Genomic DNA, 14,728 nt, shown 5'->3' on the forward strand with positions numbered 1-14,728 from the left:
GGTCATCGGCCCTCCCCCCGGCGGGCTTGAATCCTGCGAGCGACAAGGCCACGCAGGTACAGCGCTTCCGGCACCCGGCTGGCGAGCACGCCCGCGACGTAGACGGCCAGGCCGGCGAGCACCGCCGCTCCGACCGCGATGGCCTGGGCCGCCAGCCCGCGGCCGAGCGCCTCGTCGAGGATCCAGTGCAGCCCGTAGGCGACGGCTCCGCCCGCCGCGGCGGCGATCGTCATCCGCAGCACGGCGCTGCCGGTCTTGGCTCCCTCGAGGTCGCCGCCGAGCTCCCGGCGCAGGTAGTAGGCCTGGCTGAACGCCATCGTCGCGGTCGAGACGACCGTGCCGAGGACGATGCCGGGGATGCCGAACGGGCCGTACAGCGCGACGCTGACGGCGGCGTTGACCACGAGGTTCCCGGCCGCCAGCGCCGTCGTGCGCCACGGCCGCTGGAGGCTGAAGAAGGTCCTCGTGAGGAGCAGGTTCACGCCGCTGAACGGGAGGCTGAAGCTGAACCAGAAGAGCGCCGAGGCCACGCGCTCGGTGTCGTCCGGGCCGAACTCGCCGTGCTCGTAGATGAGGCGGGTGATCGGCGTGGCGAGCACGAGCGTGCAGACCGCCGCGGGAATGAGCAGCAGGAAGATCTGCCGCGTGCCCGTCGCGTTGAGGGCGCGGAGGCCGTCGCGGTCGTTGCGGGCGGCGAGGCGGCTGAGCGCGGGGAACAGCACGGTCGCGACGGCGACGCTGAACATGCCCTGGGGCAGCATGTAGATGCGGAAGGCGGCGTCGATGGCGCGCGGCGCGGACTCGCTGACGAGCGAGCCGAGCGTCGAGTTGATGAGCAGGTTGAAGTTGATGAGCCCCAGCCCGATCGTCACCGGCAGCATGAGGATCAGGACGCGTCTGACGCGCGGGTCGCGGAACGAGAAGCTCAGCTGCAATCGGAAGCCGAGCTTCGTCAGGACCGGGATCGCCATCACGAGCTGGATGAGCGTGCCGGCGATGACGCCGAACGCGTAGGCGTAGAGCTGGTCGTCGCCCTCGAACCACGAGCGCGCGCCCACGAGGAAGACGAGGATCGCCAGGTTCCACACGACCGGGCTGAGCGCGGGGATCGTGAAGTGGTCGTAGGCGTTGAGGATCCCGACGAGCAGCCCGTTGAGGCCGAGCAGCACGACGATCGGGAACATGACTTGGCTCAACCCGACCGTCAGGTCGTCGAGGTGCGGCGTGAACTCCTTGCCGGTGATCGCCGGGATCACGAACGGCGCCAGCGCGATCGCCGCGACCGTCAGGCCGCCGAGGACGACGAGGATGAGCCAGAACAGCGTGCTCGCCAGCTTCAGCGCGTCGCGGCGCTTGCCGTGCTCGAGCAGCTCGGTGAAGACGGGGACGAACGCGGCGCTCAGCGCGGCGTCCGCGAAGAGGCTGCGCAGGAGGTTCGGGATCTGGAACGCGAGCGTGAACGCCGAGAAGGCGCCGCTGGTGGCGAAGTAGCTCGAGGCGACGATCTCGCGGGCGAGCCCGGCGATGCGGCTGAGACCGGTCGCCACGCTGAAGATGACGGTGTTGCGGGCGATGCGGGCCACGTTCGGCGGGAGAGTGTGACGGGTCGCTATCCTGCTCCGCTCGCATGGCGAACATCGCGTCACAGGTCAAGCGCATCGCGCGCTCGGAGCGGGAGCGGCTGGAGAACCGCCGCTACACCTCCACCATCAAGACGTACTTCCGGCGCCTCGAGGCGGCGGTCGAGGCCGGCGACGCGGACACGGCCGATGCCGAGCAGCGTCATCTCGTCTCGACCATCGACAAGGCCGTCAAGCGGGGCGCGCTGCACCGGAACACCGGCGCGCGCAAGAAGTCCCGCGCCGCCCGGCTGCGCAAGCAGCTCGGCTCGAAGGCCTAGCCGCCTCTCCGGAAGTCCCGTCGTTCCTTCGGCCGCGCTTCGCGCGGCCGTTTCGCGTCACCGGGCGGCGATCTCGTCGATCGTCCGCAGCGCGAGCGTGTCCTCCTCGAGGACCTCTCCGCCGCGCGTCGCGAGCTCGAGGTCGGCGAGCGCCTCGAGCGCGCGCCGGAGCGTGTCGACGTCGGACTGGCGGGCCTCGGCGATGCGGCGGTCGGCCTGCCAGGGGCCCATCTTCAGGCTCTGCTTGATCTGGCCGGGCGACTCGCCCTGCTCGAGGCGCTCGGCGATCTGGAGCACGTCGCGGATGCGGCGGGCGATGAGCGGCACGAGGCGGGCGAGCGACTCCCCCTGGCCCCTCAACTCGATGAACGTGCGGGTCGCGGCGGTGCGGTCGCGGGCCATGAAGGCGTCCACGAGGCCCCAGACCTGGCGCTCCGACGAGCTCGCCGTCTCCTCCTCGACCTCGTCGACGCCGATGCTCGCGCCGGGGCCGTGCTCGAGCGCGAGCTTCTCGAGCTCCCGCATCAGCCGCTGCTGGCGTTCGCCCACGCGGGCGACGAGCAGCTGCGCCGCGCTGTGGTCGACGTCGAGCTGAAGGCGCTTGGCCTGCTGCTGCACCCAGCGGGGCAGCTCCTTCGGCTTGAGCGTCTGCTCGGCGGCGATGTCGCCGCCCGCCTTCTTGACGGCGTCGACGAGCGCCTTCGGAGCCTTCGCCCGGCCGTCCTCGCGCGCGAAGAACGCGACGGTCACGTCCGGCGGCATGTCCTTCAAGAGCGGCACGAGGTGGTCCTTGACCTCCGCGTCCTTCCACCGCTCGACGCCATCGACGATCACGAACCGCCGCCCGATCGCGAACGTCATCGCGCTGAGCGCCGCGGCCGCGCTGTCGGGCGTCGCCTCATCGCCCTCCAAGACCTCCGCCCCGCTCGCGCCCGACTCGGCCTCCGCCATCGCGCGGAGACGAGCCCGCCGCTCCGCCAGCCGGCCGTGGTCGTCGCCGTGGATGAGGTAGGTCGACTTCCACGCGGGCACGTCCCGAGAGTAGTCGCCGCACCGGCCCCCCTCGCCGCCTCATCGACCCGCTCGTCCGCTCCGTCGTCGTTCATCCCAGCCGGACGCTCGCTGTCCCTCCCCGATCGGTTCTCCGGACGTCCGGAACCGCTCTCAACGCCGCGAGCGTCTCCGGCGCGGGATGGCCGTACGAGTTCGGGCCGACGGAGATCAGCGCGACGCGCGGAGTCGTCTTCGCGATGAGCGCCGGGAGCGTCTCGTCGCGTGAGCCGTGATGGGCGACCTTGAGGAGATCGACGTGCGGGAGATCGAGCGGCAGCGTCACGGGCGACTCCGCGTCCGCGGTCAGCAGCGCCGTCCGGCCGCCGTCGGTGACGAGCGCGACGGTCGCCGTGAGGTTCGCATCGCCGCTGCGGTCGGCGTCCGGCGGCGGCCAGAGGACGTCGATGGCGATCGGCCCCGCCCGGAGACGCTGCCCGGCGGCCGGAACGATCCGCGGCTGCGTCGCCGGCACATGCGCGAACCGCGTCTCGCCGCGAGTCCCGCTCGAACCGGCCAGCTCCGCCGCGGTCTGCCTCCCGTCCACGACGAGCCCGACGTCGAACGCCTTCAAGACCGCCTCGAGGCCGCCCTCGTGATCGCTCGACGTGTGCGTCACCACGAGCGCATCGAGGTCATCGACGCCCTGCTCCTTCAAGCGCTTCACCACCGGCCCACCCGGCGGCCCGGTGTCGAAGAGCACCGCGTGCTTCCCGTCCTGCACGAGGATCGCGTCGCCCTGCCCGATGTCGAGCGCCGACACGGTGAAGCCATCCGGCGGCGCCGGCCCGCCCCGCGCGACACCCACGAAGACCATCACCGCCGCCACCGCGACCACGAGCCCCCGCCGACCGAACCCCACCGGCCCTCTGCGATCCGCCCCCGCCGAACCTCTTCCCCCTCCGGCGATCACCGCCACGAGCCATCGCGGCCTCATCGCGGTCAGGGCCAGGGCGGCGTAGAGGACGACGACGGTCGCGGGGCCGCCGATCTCGACGCTCGCGGTCGCGCCCGGCATCGCGGCCGCCGTCTTCGCGAGCCACACCAGGTAGGCGAGGAGCGGCGTGGCGAGCGCGTCGAGGACGACCGCGGCGTCGCCGCCGAGCGCGCCGGCGAGCGTCCCGAGCCACATCACCGGCGCGACGGCCGGCGCCGCCAGGAGGTTCGCGGGCAGGGAGACGAGCGAGAGCTGCTCGAAGTGCAGCGCCATGAGCGGCGCGGTCCCTGCCGTCGCGGTGACCGTCAGCGCGGTCGCCTCGGCGGGCGGCTTCGGGACGCGGCGGCTGACGAGCCACGTGCTCAGCCGGTGATGGCACGCGAGGATCGCGATGACGGCGGCGAAGCTGAGCTGCCATCCGACGTCCTCCGCCGCGCGCGGATTGAGGCACAGCGTCCCGGCGGCGGCGAGCAGCACCGCGTACCAGCGCGAGGCCGGACGGCTGGCGAGGCCGGCGACGAGACCGGCCGCGCCCATGACCCCGGCCCGCTGGATCGACGGGCCCGCACCCGCGATCGGCACGTACGCGAGGACGGCGACGAGCGCGATCAGCCGTCGCGTCTGCAGCATCGCCCCGAGCGCGCCGGCCACCGCCAGCACGAGCGCAGCGAGCAGCATGACGTTCGACCCGCTCGCTGCAACGAGGTGCGCGAGGCCCGAGCCCCGGAACGCATCGCGGACGTCCTCGGACAGCGCCTGATCCTGTCCGAGCACCATCCCCCGCGCGAGCGCTCGCTCGTCACCGCGCAGCCCGAGGTCCAGCCCGCGCTCCGCTCTTCTTCGCAGCGCGTCGAACACCGAGAACCTCCGTGCCCCGGTTCTCTCCAGCGCCGTCAGCTCGAGCACGGCATGCGTCCCGCGCACGCGCTCGAACCCCTCGAACGGTTCGAGGCCGCGAAGGCGCCCCCGAGCGATCACCTCATCCCCCACCTCGACGCGCGGCCACCGCACATGCCGAGCGCCGCGGAGAAGAACGCGCTCCCCGCTCCCCCGCCCCACCGAGATCCGCATCGGCGCGACCCGCGACCCGAAGGAGCGAGACCGAGGAGCCTCCACCACGAACCCCCGCGCGGTGAACGACGCAGTCGGAACGAGGACGGTCCGGTCGAGGCTCCGCAGCCGCTCCCGCCCGACGACCCCGCCCACCCCACACGCGAGCGCGGCGACGAGCAGGACGGCACCGAGCCGCCGCCCCATGGTCTTCTCGCGCGCTGCGACGGCGAGCATGAGGACCATGACCGCCGCGGCAAGGAACGGTTGTCTCGGGCCGAGGAGGAGGCCGGTGACGAACGCGGCAAGGGCGACGTGGCGCCGGTGGAGGACGAGCGTCTCCGCGGAGACGTCGGGGCGGTAGCGGTTCCAGGGGCGTTTGGGCCGGCCGATCGCGTCGAGCTCGGGGCTCGCGCTCACACCGTCACGCGCTCCTTCAGCGCAGCGAGGCGCTTCGGGCCGATGCCGGGGACCTGCGCGAGCTCGTCGACGCGGCCGAAGCCACCGTGGTCCTCGCGGTACTGGAGGATCTTCTGGGCGGTCGCCGGGCCGACGCCGTCGAGCGTGTCGAGCTGGTCGACCGTGGCGGTGTTGAGGTTGACCGGCGCCGCGGGTGCGGTCGTTCCGGGAACCGCGGTGACGGACGGCGCCGAGGCGCTGACCTTCTCCGGCACGAGGACCTGCCGCCCGTCCTCGACCTTCGCGGCGAGGTTGACGGCGCTGAGGTCGGCTCGGCGGGTCGGGCCGCCGGCGCGGGCGACCGCGTCGTCGATCCGCGACCCCGCGCGCATCCGGTAGACGCCGGGATGCCGGACGGCCCCGGCGACGTGGACGACCGCCGCGCCGCCGCTCGCCGACGACGACGAAGACGAGGAGACCTGGACCGTCGGACCGGGCGGCGACGACGCCGGTGGGCCGTCGCCCCGAAGCGACCGGACGCCGAGCACCACGACGACGAGCAGCGCCGCGGCCCAGCCGGCGAGCTGCTGTCGGGAGAGGCCTTCGGGCACGCCCCGCGACGCTAGGTCGCGAGACGTGCCGGAAGTGCGACGGACTGCGCCGAACGTCAGGCGACCCCGTCGAGCGCGAGCGTCACGGCCTCCTCGGCGCTGTGAGCCGCAACGACGCCCTCGACCTCGAACGCGAACCCGAGGCCGACCACGCGCTTGCCCGCCCGCAGGCCCAACGCGACCTCCGACAGCGTCCCGTAGCCGCCGCCGATCGCGATCAACGCATCGGCGGCGCGGACGATGAGCCCGTTGCGCAGCTCCCCCATTCCCGTTGGGATCGCGACGCGGACGAACCGGTTCGCCGCGGAGCGATCGTCGCCCGGCAGCAGCCCGACCGTCATCCCGCCGCACGACCGCGCGCCCTGGCACGCCGCCTCCATCACGCCCCCCAGACCGCCGCAGACGACCACCGCGCCCCGGCGCGCGAGCGCCTCGCCGACCAGCGCGGCCTCGCGCAGCAGCTCGTCGGAGACCGTCGAGCCGCCGACGACGGCGATCACGGCCAAGGGCTCGCCTACCGAACGACCAGGTTCACGAGCCGGCCCGGCACGACGATCTCCTTGACCGTCTGCTTGCCATCCACGTGCTGCTGAACGTTCGGCTGCGAGCGGGCGAGCGACAGGAGCTCGTCCTGAGACGCACCCGCCGGAGCCGACACGCGCGCACGGGGCTTGCCGTTGACCTGGACGACCAGCTCGAACGTGTCCTCCTCCAGCCACGCCGGATCCGCCTCGGGCCACGACTCCTCCCAGACGCGCCGGCCGGTCAGTTCGTGGTAGCCGTCGGACGCCGCGTACGGGGCGAACGGGAAGATCAGCGAGCACGCGGTGGTCAGCGCGAACCGCACGGTGCCGTCGCGAGCCGAGCCGCGCTTCTCGTGCGTCAGCTCGTTCAGCAGCTCCATCACCGCTGAGATCGCGGTGTTGAACGCGAAGCGACCGCTGCCCAGATCCCCGGAGACCTTCTCGATCGCCCAGTGCGCCTTGCGCAGGATCCGGTCGTCGTCGACGCCGCCCTCGCCCGGCGACGGCACCGGCTCGTCGGCCAGCGACGCCGCGCCCTCGAACGACAGCCGCCACAGCCGCGAGATGAACCGGTGCACGCCCTCCAGGCCGGTGTCCGACCAGTCCGCGTCGCGGTCGGGCGGCCCGATGAAGAGGATGTAGCAGCGCGCGGTGTCGGCGCCGTACTGCTCGACGATCTCCGCGGGCGACACCACGTTGCCCTTCGACTTGGACATCTTCGCGCCGTCGCGCGTGATCATGCCCTGGGTGAAGAGCCGCGCGAACGGCTCCTGCACGTCGAGCCACCCGAGGTCGGTCAGCGCCTTGCAGAAGAAGCGCGCGTACAGCAGGTGGAGGATCGCGTGCTCGACACCGCCGATGTACTGGTCGACGGGCATCCACCGCTCAACCGCGTCCCGCGACCACGCCTCCGAGTCGTTGCGCGCGTCGCAGTAGCGCAGGAAGTACCAGGACGAGTCGACGAACGTGTCCATCGTGTCCGTCTCGCGCCGCGCCTCACGGGAACCACACGAAGGGCACGTCGTCCGCACCCAGTCCTCGGCGGCGGCCAGCGGCGAGCGCCCCTTCGGCTTGTAGTCCTCGATGTCCGGCAGGATGACCGGCAGGTCCTCCTCGGGCACGGGCACCATGCCGCACGACGGGCAGTAGAGGATCGGGATCGGGCAGCCCCAGTAGCGCTGGCGGGAGAGCAGCCAGTCGCGCAGCCGGTACGAGACCGTCGCGTGCCCGCGGCCGTCGCGGTCGAGCCAGGAGACGATCTCCTCGAGCGCCTCGCGGTTCGGCTTGCCGTCGAAGTCGGGGTGCGAGTTGACGATCACGCCGTCGCCGACGTAGGGCAGCTCGCCCTCCGGATCGTCCGGATCGGCGATCACGCGCTTGACCGGCAGGTCGAAGGTGGAGGCGAACGCGAAGTCGCGCTCGTCATGCCCGGGCACCGCCATGATCGCGCCGGTCCCGTACTCCATGAGCACGTAGTCCGCGACGTAGATCGGCAGCTTCTCGCCGTTGACCGGGTTGACCACGTGGCGGCCGAGGAACACGCCGGTCTTCGGCCGCTCCGCGTCCCCGCGCTCCTCGGTCGAGGTCATCGCCGCACGGTTGACGTACTCGCGGACCTCCTCCTCGTGCCCCGTTCCCTCGGCCAGCCGCAGCACGTCGGGATGCTCGGGCGCCATGACGAAGAACGTCGCGCCGAACAGCGTGTCCGGGCGCGTGGTGAAGACGGGGTAGTCGGTCTGCAGCTCCTCGCAGTGGAACACGACCTCCGCGCCCTCCGAGCGGCCGATCCAGTTGCGCTGCATGGTCTTGACGTGCTCGGGCCACTCGATCGTGTCGAGGTCCTCGAGCAGCCGCTCGGCGTAGTCGGTGATGCGGAAGAACCACTGCTCGAGCTGCTTGGACTCGACCTCCCAGCCGCAGCGCTCGCAGCGCCCGTCGATGACCTGCTCGTTGGCGAGCACGGTCTGGTCGTTCGGGCACCACTTGACCGCCGCTTCCTTGCGGTAGGCGAGGCCGGCCTTGAAGAACTGCAGGAAGATCCACTGCGTCCAGCGGTAGTAGGACGGCTCGTGCGTCGCGAGCTCGCGCGACCAGTCGATCGAGATCCCCCAGCGGCGGAACTGCTTCTGGAACTCGGCGATCGCCGCGTTCGTCGAGTCGCGCGGGTGCTGGCCGGTCTTGATCGCGTGGTTCTCGGCGGGCAGGCCGAACGCGTCGTAGCCCATGGGCTGGAGCACGCGCCGGCCGGTGCGCCGGTGGAAGTGCGCGACCGCGTCGCCCACCGAGTAGACCTTGAGGTGGCCGATGTGCGGCTCGCCGCTCGGGTACGGGAGCATGACGACGACGTACGAGCTGTCGCTGTCGGCGTCGTTCGACACCTCCCACGTGCGCTCGTCCGCCCACACCTGCTGCCACCGCGGCTCGATGACCGCCGGGTCGTACCTGTGCTCCGCCATGTCCGAGGGAGGATAGGGTCGCGCCCGCGCGCACCCCTGCCCTCTGCAGGTGGCCATGCGCTTTTCCGCTGCAAGCACGCGTACTATCGCGGGCATGGAGGCCCGCGACCTCGCGCAGGCGACGGCCCACGTGGCGGAGATCCTCGCCGCGGCGGAGCAGACGGCCGAGCAGATCCGGCGCGACGCCGAGGCGCGCATGCGGGAGCGGATCGCCGAGGGCGACCGCGCCGCCCAGAACCGCATCGACGCCGCGGAGGCCGAGGCGCTCGAGATCCTCGCCAACGCCCAGGTGGAGGCCGACAAGATCACGGACGCCGCGCGCGACGAGGCGCGGGCGATCGTGGCCGAGGCGAGCGGGTCGGCGCGCGAGGTGCTGCGCGACGGCACCGAGCTGTCGGGGAACCTGCGCGAGCTGTCGGAGTCGCTGCGCTCGAACGCCGAACTGCTCCTCCGCGACGTCCGTCTCGCGCACGCCGAGATGACCGCGCGCCTCGATCAGGGCGCCCCCGCGGACACCCGGCTGCCGCCCGATCCCGGCATCGATCTGGACGTTCCGGAGTTCCATCCCGGACGTCGCTGAGCGCGTACGCGCCAGCTTGTGCCAATTGACGCTCGGTCATGAGCGTTTGCCGGGGACCTCTACCCCGGATGGAGCATCGCTCGGACACGATCGCTCTCCGGGAGGAGCTGCTGCGCTCGGCGCTGGAGATCCTCGAGCGCGACTACGCGAACCCGCTGGAGCTTGACGACGTTGCGCGCCGCGTCCTCACCTCGCGACGCCAGCTGCAGCGCATCTTCACCGAGCTGCACGGAGCCCCGTTCCGCACCGCGCTGCGCGACGTGCGCATGACGCGGGCGATCGAGCTGCTGCGCTCGAGCATGCTCCCCGTCGGCGAGATCGCGCGGATGGTCGGCTACACGCAGCCCGCGCAGTTCGCCAAGGCGTTCCGGCGCACGTACGGCGTGTCGCCCACCGAGTTCCGCCGCAACGGCGACCGCGTCTAGGACTCCGCGCGGGCGAGCGACCGGACCGCGAGCTCGACGTCGCGGTCGCCGGCGAACGCCTCGAACGTCAGGCCGGCCGTCTCGGGCGCGTCGAGGCACGCGAGCAGCACCGCCGCCACGTCGTCGCGCGGGATCGGCCCGCGGCGGCCGAGGTCGGTGCTCACGTCGACCTTGCCGGTGCCCGGGTCGTCGGTGAGCGAGCCGGGCCGCACGATCGTCCACTGCAGCGAGCTCGCGACGAGCGCCTCGTCCGCCGCCGCCTTCGCTTCGAGGTACGGCCGCATCGCCTCCGGCCCCGCCTCCGGCGCGTGCGCCCCGATCGAGCTGACGATCACGTAGCGCTCGACGCCCTCCCGCTCGGCCGCCTCGATCAGCTTCACCGCCGCCCCGAGGTCGACGGTCCGCTTGCGCTCCGCCCCGCTCCCCGGCCCCGCGCCGGCGGCGAACACCACCGCATCCGCCCCGCGCACCTGCTCGTCCAGCGCGTCGAGCGCCTCCATGTCGGCGACCACCGGCTCCACCCCGTCGTCCTCGAGGTCGCCGGCATGCGCAGGGTTCCTGATGATCCCCCGCACCCGGTCGCCCCGAGCGGCCAACAGCCGCCCCAACCGCCGCGCGACCTGCCCGTGAGCTCCTGCGATGACGACGTCCATTGGCCTCATGATGGCGCGGTACACTGGCGCGGACCAGGGGCTATAGCTCAGCTGGGAGAGCGCCTGCATGGCATGCAGGAGGTCGCCGGTTCGAGCCCGGCTAGCTCCACTTCACGAGGGCCTCGCTTCGGCGGGGCCCTCGGTCGTTGATCAGGCCGACTCGGCGAGGACGCGGCTGGGGACCTCGCCCCAGAGCCGCTCGAGGCCGTAGAACTCGCGCGTCTCCGGCACGAAGACGTGGACGACGACGTCGAGGTAGTCCATGAGGATCCAGCGGGCTTCCTGCGTGCCCTCGACGCGCCGCGGCAGGAGGCCGTGGTCGTCCTTCATCCCCTGGTAGATCGCGTCGTGGATGGCCTTCGTCTGCCGGTCGGTGTTGCCGGAGCAGATGAGGAACCAGTCGGTGTAGTCGAGGACCCCACGGACCTCGAGGGCGACGACGTCGATCGCCTTCTTGTCGCTCGCGTAGGTGGCGATCGCCTCCACGAGCTCGTCGGCTGTCAGCTCAACTTCGGGCATGCGCTCCTTCAAGACGGTAGTACCCACGCGCGCCGATCATGCGGAGCACGTCGTCGGGAACCAAGTAGCGGATGGGCTGGAGGGACGAGACGCGCCGGCGGATGAGCGACGACGAGACGTCGATCCGCGGCATGTCGAAGAAGGTGAGACGGTCCGGGCTGCAGAGCGGCGCGAGGCGCTCGGCGATGTCGGCGCGGCGGATGCTCTCGCGCTCGGCGATCCCGAGCGTGGCGAGCGAGAGCAGCGTCTCCGGCTCGCGCCAGGCGGGCAGGCTGTGCGCCATGTCGCCGCCGACGATGAAGATCAGCTCGTCCCCCGAAGAGCCCTCATGGATCGCGCGGAGCGTATCGACGGTGTAGGACGGCCCGCCACGGTCGAGCTCGAGCCGCGAGACCTCGAACCGTTCGTCCTTGGCGGTCGCGATCCGGCACAGCTCGAAGCGCGCCTCGGGACCCGGATCGGCGTCGAGCTCCTTGTGCGGCGGCGTCGCCACCGGCATGAAGACGACCTTGTCGAGCCCGAGCTGCGCGTGCGCCTCCTGGGCCATGACCAGGTGGCCGACGTGCGGGGGGTTGAACGACCCGCCGAGGATGCCGATCCGCAAAGCCCGGCGGCCCTCAGCGGACGTGTCCGTCGCCCTCGACGAGGTACTTGTAGGTGCAGAGCTCGCGCAGGCCGATCGGCCCGCGCGCGTGGAGCTTCTGCGTCGAGTTGCCGATCTCGGCGCCCATGCCGAACTCGCCGCCGTCGGTGAAGCGGGTCGACGCGTTGACGTAGACGCAGGCGGCGTCGACGCCGAGCTGGAACGCCCGCGCGCTCGCGACGTCGGCGGTGACGATCGCCTCCGAGTGGCCCGAGCCGTGCTCGTTGATGTGCTCGATCGCCTCGTCCCGCGAGTCGACGACCTTCACCGCGAGCACGAGCGCGAGGTACTCGGTGTCCCAGTCCTCGTCGGTGGCGTCGGCGTAGCCGTTGCCGGCGAGCGTCTTCGTGCGGCCGTCGACACGCAGCTCGACGCCGGACTCGCGCAGCGCGTTGAGCGCGCGCGGCAGGAAGGCCGGCGCCGCCTCGGCGTGGACGAGCAGCGTCTCCGCCGCGTTGCACACCCCCGGCCGCTGGGTCTTCGCGTTGACGATGATCCGCTCGGCCGCGTCGAGGTCGGCCGACGCGTCGACGTAGACGTGGCAGTTGCCCGACGCCGCGTAGATCACCGGCACGGTCGCGACGGCCTCGAGCGCCTTCTTCAGCCCCTCGCCGCCACGCGGGATGACCAGGTCGACGAGCCCGTTCTGCGTCGCCAGCTCCGCCAGCTCGTCGCGCCCGCCGCTCAGCAGCGTCACGGCGCCGTCGGGCAGCCCGGACGCCTCCGCGGCGACCGATGCGAGCACGGCGTTCGAGTGCGCGGCGCTCGACGAGCCGCGCAGGACGATCGCGTTGCCGGACTTGAGGCAGAGCGCGGTGGCGTCGATCGTGACGTTCGGCCGCGCCTCGTAGACCACCCCGACGACGCCGAGCGGCACGCGCACGCGCCGCAGGCTCAGCCCGTTGGCGAGCCGGCCGCCGTCCAGCACCTCGCCGACCGGGTCCGGAAGCGCGGCGATGTCGCGCACCTGGGCGGCGATCGTCGCGACGCGGCCCTCGTCGAGCTTGAGCCGGTCGAGCAGCGCCGCGGACAGGCCGTTCTCCCGCCCCGCCTCCATGTCGCGCGCGTTCGCCTCGAGGATCTCGGGCGTCCGGGCCTCGAGCGCATCGGCGATCGCGTGCAGCGCTGCGTCCTTCTCGCCGCGGTCGAGAGCGGCGAGCTGCCGCGCGGCGCGCTTGGCCCGCAGGCACAGCTCGGTGACGGACGGAGTCGCGACGGCCATGTGGAAAGAGGGTACGCGCTCCGGGTACCGTCCGGCACGTGCCGCCGCGCGTCGACGAGGGCAAGCTCATCGAGGTCCCGCTGCCCGATGCAACCGGCATGGAACGACGCGCGTTCGGCGAGTTCACCGGCGCGCACGGCGAGCTGGCCTCCTACGCCATCGGGTGGCGGACGGGAGGAGAGCGCGAAGGACGGGTCACGGTCGGCATCGGAGCCGGCAATCCCGGCGGCGGGACGTTCCACGCCGCCGCGTGGTTCAAGGACGACGGGCTCGCGTACGCGCTCGTCGACGAGCCGTTCGAGGACGTGCCGGAGGGAGGGCCTCATCTCCTCGCGCAGCAGGCGCGCGAGCACCACGACTTGCCGTACGTGTGGCACGTCCTCGATGTCGTGTTCAGGCGGGACCGCCGGGCGTGGTGGATGTTCCACTGGCTCGCCGGGACGCGGGCGATCACCACGCCCGAGGTCTTCGAGCGCACCGAGCCGATCCTCCTGGTCGTCAACGACGACGACGACGAGCTGTGGCAGCTCATCGGCGCCACCGACGCACGCGACGAGGGCAGGATCGGACACCTCCACCACGCCGTCGACGAGGACCCGACGCTGATCGACGTCCTCGATCTCGCGCCGGGCGAGCAGGCCACGCGGCGCGCGGTCGGCGGGGCCTGGACGCGCGCTCAGGAGAGCACGAAGTAGTCCCGGTGGACCGCTTCCTCGCCGGCGGTCCCAAGCGTCTCGCGGACGCGGTCGCCGCGGAAGCCCTTCACCCGGCGCAGCTCGTCGGCGGAGAACGAGGCGATGCCCTTGCCGACGACACTGCCGCTGGCCTCGCGGACGTCGACCGCGTCGCCCGCGTCGAAGACCCCGCGCACGTCGGTGATCCCGACCGGCAGGAGCGACGTGCCGCCGGTCCGCAGGGCCCGCGCCGCGCCGGCGTCGACGACGACGGTCCCGAGCACCGGCTTGGCGTACTTCAGCCAGAGCTTGAACGACGACGTCCGCGACGCCTGCGGCGCGAAGCGGGTTCCCTCGGCCTCGCCGTCCAGGACCCGGCCCAAGGCCCCGGGCTCGAGCCCACTGCAGATCGTCGTCGGGATCCCCGCCGCCGTCGCCATCTCGGCCGCGACGACCTTCGACCGCATCCCGCCCGACCCGAGCGGCGACGTGTCGCTGCCGATCGCCAGATCCTGCAGCACGGAGAAGTCGGTGACCTCGGGCACGAACCGCGCGTCCGGGTCCTTCGCCGGGTTCGCGGTGTACAGCCCCTCGCGATCGGTCAGGAGCACCAGGCGTTCGGCGCCCAGCAGCACCGCCACCTGCGCCGCCAGGAAGTCGTTGTCGCCGAACGAGATCTCGTCCGTCGCCGTCGTGTCGTTCTCGTTGATCACCGGCACGACGCGCCACTCGATCAGCCGCTGCAGCGTCTGGCGTGCGTTGAGGTAGCTCGTGCGCTCGCGCAGGTCGTGGAACGTCAGCAGCACCTGCGCCGCCCGCCGGCCATGGGATTCGAGCATCCGGTCGTAGATCGGGAAGAGCTTGCCCTGCCCCACCGCGCTCGCGGCCTGAAGGTCGGCGATCGCCGTCGGCCGCACCGGCAGGTCGAGCACCCGCACCCCCCGCGCGATCGCCCCGCTCGTGACGATCACCGGCTGATCGAGCCGAGCGACGTCCGCGCAGATCCGCTCGAGCACGCCGGACCGCAGCTCGCCCCGGTCGTCGGCGGTCGTGCTCGTGCCCAGCTTGATGACGGTGGCCCCCAT

General features: G+C 72.2%; 15 protein-coding genes and 1 tRNA gene. 5 read left to right on the top strand and 11 right to left on the bottom strand.

Features of this window, described 5'->3' with window-relative positions; genetic code table 11:
- Positions 1–2 precede the first annotated feature (2 nt).
- Positions 3–1,583, bottom strand: a complete 1,581-nt coding sequence (gene murJ / locus AC1UE4_RS08550) for a murein biosynthesis integral membrane protein MurJ (protein ID WP_482916798.1) — start codon at positions 1,581–1,583, stop codon at positions 3–5.
- Between the two features lie 44 nt (positions 1,584–1,627).
- On the opposite strand from murJ, the gene rpsT reads away from it, so the two are divergent.
- Entirely contained in the window at positions 1,628–1,900 is a 273-nt protein-coding gene (gene rpsT, locus AC1UE4_RS08555) for a 30S ribosomal protein S20 (protein WP_482916799.1), read from the top strand.
- Positions 1,901–1,957: 57 nt separating this feature from the next.
- On the opposite strand, the gene holA is transcribed toward rpsT, so the two are convergent.
- The 5 genes from holA to leuS form a co-directional block, all read right to left on the bottom strand.
- Complete coding sequence (holA, locus tag AC1UE4_RS08560) at positions 1,958–2,932, bottom strand: DNA polymerase III subunit delta (RefSeq protein ID WP_482916800.1); 975 nt, start codon at positions 2,930–2,932, stop codon at positions 1,958–1,960.
- A 70-nt stretch (positions 2,933–3,002) separates the two neighbouring features.
- Positions 3,003–5,357 carry a ComEC/Rec2 family competence protein gene (locus AC1UE4_RS08565; RefSeq protein WP_482916801.1) on the bottom strand — a complete coding sequence of 785 codons (2,355 nt, stop codon included), beginning with the start codon at positions 5,355–5,357 and terminating at the stop codon, positions 3,003–3,005.
- On the bottom strand, positions 5,354–5,947 hold the full coding sequence (locus tag AC1UE4_RS08570; protein WP_482916802.1) for a helix-hairpin-helix domain-containing protein: 594 nt from the start codon (positions 5,945–5,947) through the stop codon (positions 5,354–5,356). The genes AC1UE4_RS08565 and AC1UE4_RS08570 overlap by 4 nt, the downstream gene beginning before the upstream one ends.
- A 56-nt stretch (positions 5,948–6,003) precedes the next feature.
- Positions 6,004–6,447, bottom strand: coding sequence for a TIGR00725 family protein (locus AC1UE4_RS08575; protein ID WP_482916803.1), 444 nt, complete (start codon positions 6,445–6,447; stop codon positions 6,004–6,006).
- 14 nt (positions 6,448–6,461) lie between these two features.
- A complete protein-coding gene (gene leuS, locus AC1UE4_RS08580; RefSeq protein ID WP_482916804.1) occupies positions 6,462–8,927 on the bottom strand; it encodes a leucine--tRNA ligase in 2,466 nt (821 codons plus the stop codon).
- 94 nt (positions 8,928–9,021) lie between these two features.
- Between leuS and AC1UE4_RS08585 the strand changes: the two genes are divergently transcribed.
- Both AC1UE4_RS08585 and AC1UE4_RS08590 read left to right on the top strand, forming a co-directional pair.
- On the top strand, positions 9,022–9,507 hold the full coding sequence (locus AC1UE4_RS08585) for a hypothetical protein (protein WP_482916805.1): 486 nt from the start codon (positions 9,022–9,024) through the stop codon (positions 9,505–9,507).
- A 68-nt stretch (positions 9,508–9,575) separates the two neighbouring features.
- Positions 9,576–9,932 (top strand): helix-turn-helix transcriptional regulator, encoded by a 357-nt coding sequence (locus tag AC1UE4_RS08590; protein ID WP_482916806.1) that lies wholly within the window; start codon positions 9,576–9,578, stop codon positions 9,930–9,932.
- Here AC1UE4_RS08590 and AC1UE4_RS08595 read toward each other — a convergent pair.
- Complete coding sequence (locus AC1UE4_RS08595; protein WP_482916807.1) at positions 9,929–10,585, bottom strand: SDR family oxidoreductase; 657 nt, start codon at positions 10,583–10,585, stop codon at positions 9,929–9,931. The two genes, AC1UE4_RS08590 and AC1UE4_RS08595, sit on opposite strands and share 4 nt — an antisense overlap.
- 36 nt (positions 10,586–10,621) lie before the next feature.
- Between AC1UE4_RS08595 and AC1UE4_RS08600 the strand changes: the two genes are divergently transcribed.
- A tRNA-Ala gene (locus AC1UE4_RS08600) sits at positions 10,622–10,694 on the top strand.
- Positions 10,695–10,735: 41 nt separating this feature from the next.
- Here the strand turns inward: AC1UE4_RS08600 and rsfS are convergent.
- The 3 genes from rsfS to AC1UE4_RS08615 are packed head-to-tail and all read right to left on the bottom strand — an operon-like array spanning position 10,736 to position 12,969.
- Positions 10,736–11,104 (bottom strand): ribosome silencing factor, encoded by a 369-nt coding sequence (gene rsfS / locus AC1UE4_RS08605; protein ID WP_482916808.1) that lies wholly within the window; start codon positions 11,102–11,104, stop codon positions 10,736–10,738.
- On the bottom strand, positions 11,091–11,708 hold the full coding sequence (gene nadD, locus AC1UE4_RS08610) for a nicotinate-nucleotide adenylyltransferase (RefSeq protein WP_482916809.1): 618 nt from the start codon (positions 11,706–11,708) through the stop codon (positions 11,091–11,093). Before nadD ends, rsfS begins: the two co-directional genes overlap by 14 nt.
- Positions 11,709–11,721: 13 nt before the next feature.
- A complete protein-coding gene (locus AC1UE4_RS08615; RefSeq protein WP_482916810.1) occupies positions 11,722–12,969 on the bottom strand; it encodes a glutamate-5-semialdehyde dehydrogenase in 1,248 nt (415 codons plus the stop codon).
- Between the two features lie 38 nt (positions 12,970–13,007).
- Here AC1UE4_RS08615 and AC1UE4_RS08620 point away from each other — a divergent pair, with 38 nt between their 5' ends.
- Entirely contained in the window at positions 13,008–13,664 is a 657-nt protein-coding gene (locus tag AC1UE4_RS08620) for a hypothetical protein (RefSeq protein ID WP_482916811.1), read from the top strand.
- Here the strand turns inward: AC1UE4_RS08620 and proB are convergent.
- Entirely contained in the window at positions 13,646–14,728 is a 1,083-nt protein-coding gene (gene proB, locus AC1UE4_RS08625; protein WP_482916812.1) for a glutamate 5-kinase, read from the bottom strand. The genes AC1UE4_RS08620 and proB overlap by 19 nt on opposite strands.

The organism is Parviterribacter kavangonensis (assembly GCF_056863335.1).

Excerpts from the sequence above, each read along its gene's own strand:
- rpsT (WP_482916799.1), top strand. The coding sequence starts at position 1,628 with ATGGCGAACATCGCGTCACAGGTCAAGCGCATCGCGCGCTCGGAGCGG.
- leuS (WP_482916804.1), bottom strand. The coding sequence starts at position 8,927 with ATGGCGGAGCACAGGTACGACCCGGCGGTCATCGAGCCGCGGTGGCAG.
- AC1UE4_RS08585 (WP_482916805.1), top strand. The coding sequence starts at position 9,022 with ATGGAGGCCCGCGACCTCGCGCAGGCGACGGCCCACGTGGCGGAGATC.
- AC1UE4_RS08590 (WP_482916806.1), top strand. The coding sequence starts at position 9,576 with ATGGAGCATCGCTCGGACACGATCGCTCTCCGGGAGGAGCTGCTGCGC.
- AC1UE4_RS08595 (WP_482916807.1), bottom strand. The coding sequence starts at position 10,585 with ATGGACGTCGTCATCGCAGGAGCTCACGGGCAGGTCGCGCGGCGGTTG.
- rsfS (WP_482916808.1), bottom strand. The coding sequence starts at position 11,104 with ATGCCCGAAGTTGAGCTGACAGCCGACGAGCTCGTGGAGGCGATCGCC.
- AC1UE4_RS08615 (WP_482916810.1), bottom strand. The coding sequence starts at position 12,969 with ATGGCCGTCGCGACTCCGTCCGTCACCGAGCTGTGCCTGCGGGCCAAG.
- proB (WP_482916812.1), bottom strand. The coding sequence starts at position 14,728 with ATGGGGGCCACCGTCATCAAGCTGGGCACGAGCACGACCGCCGACGAC.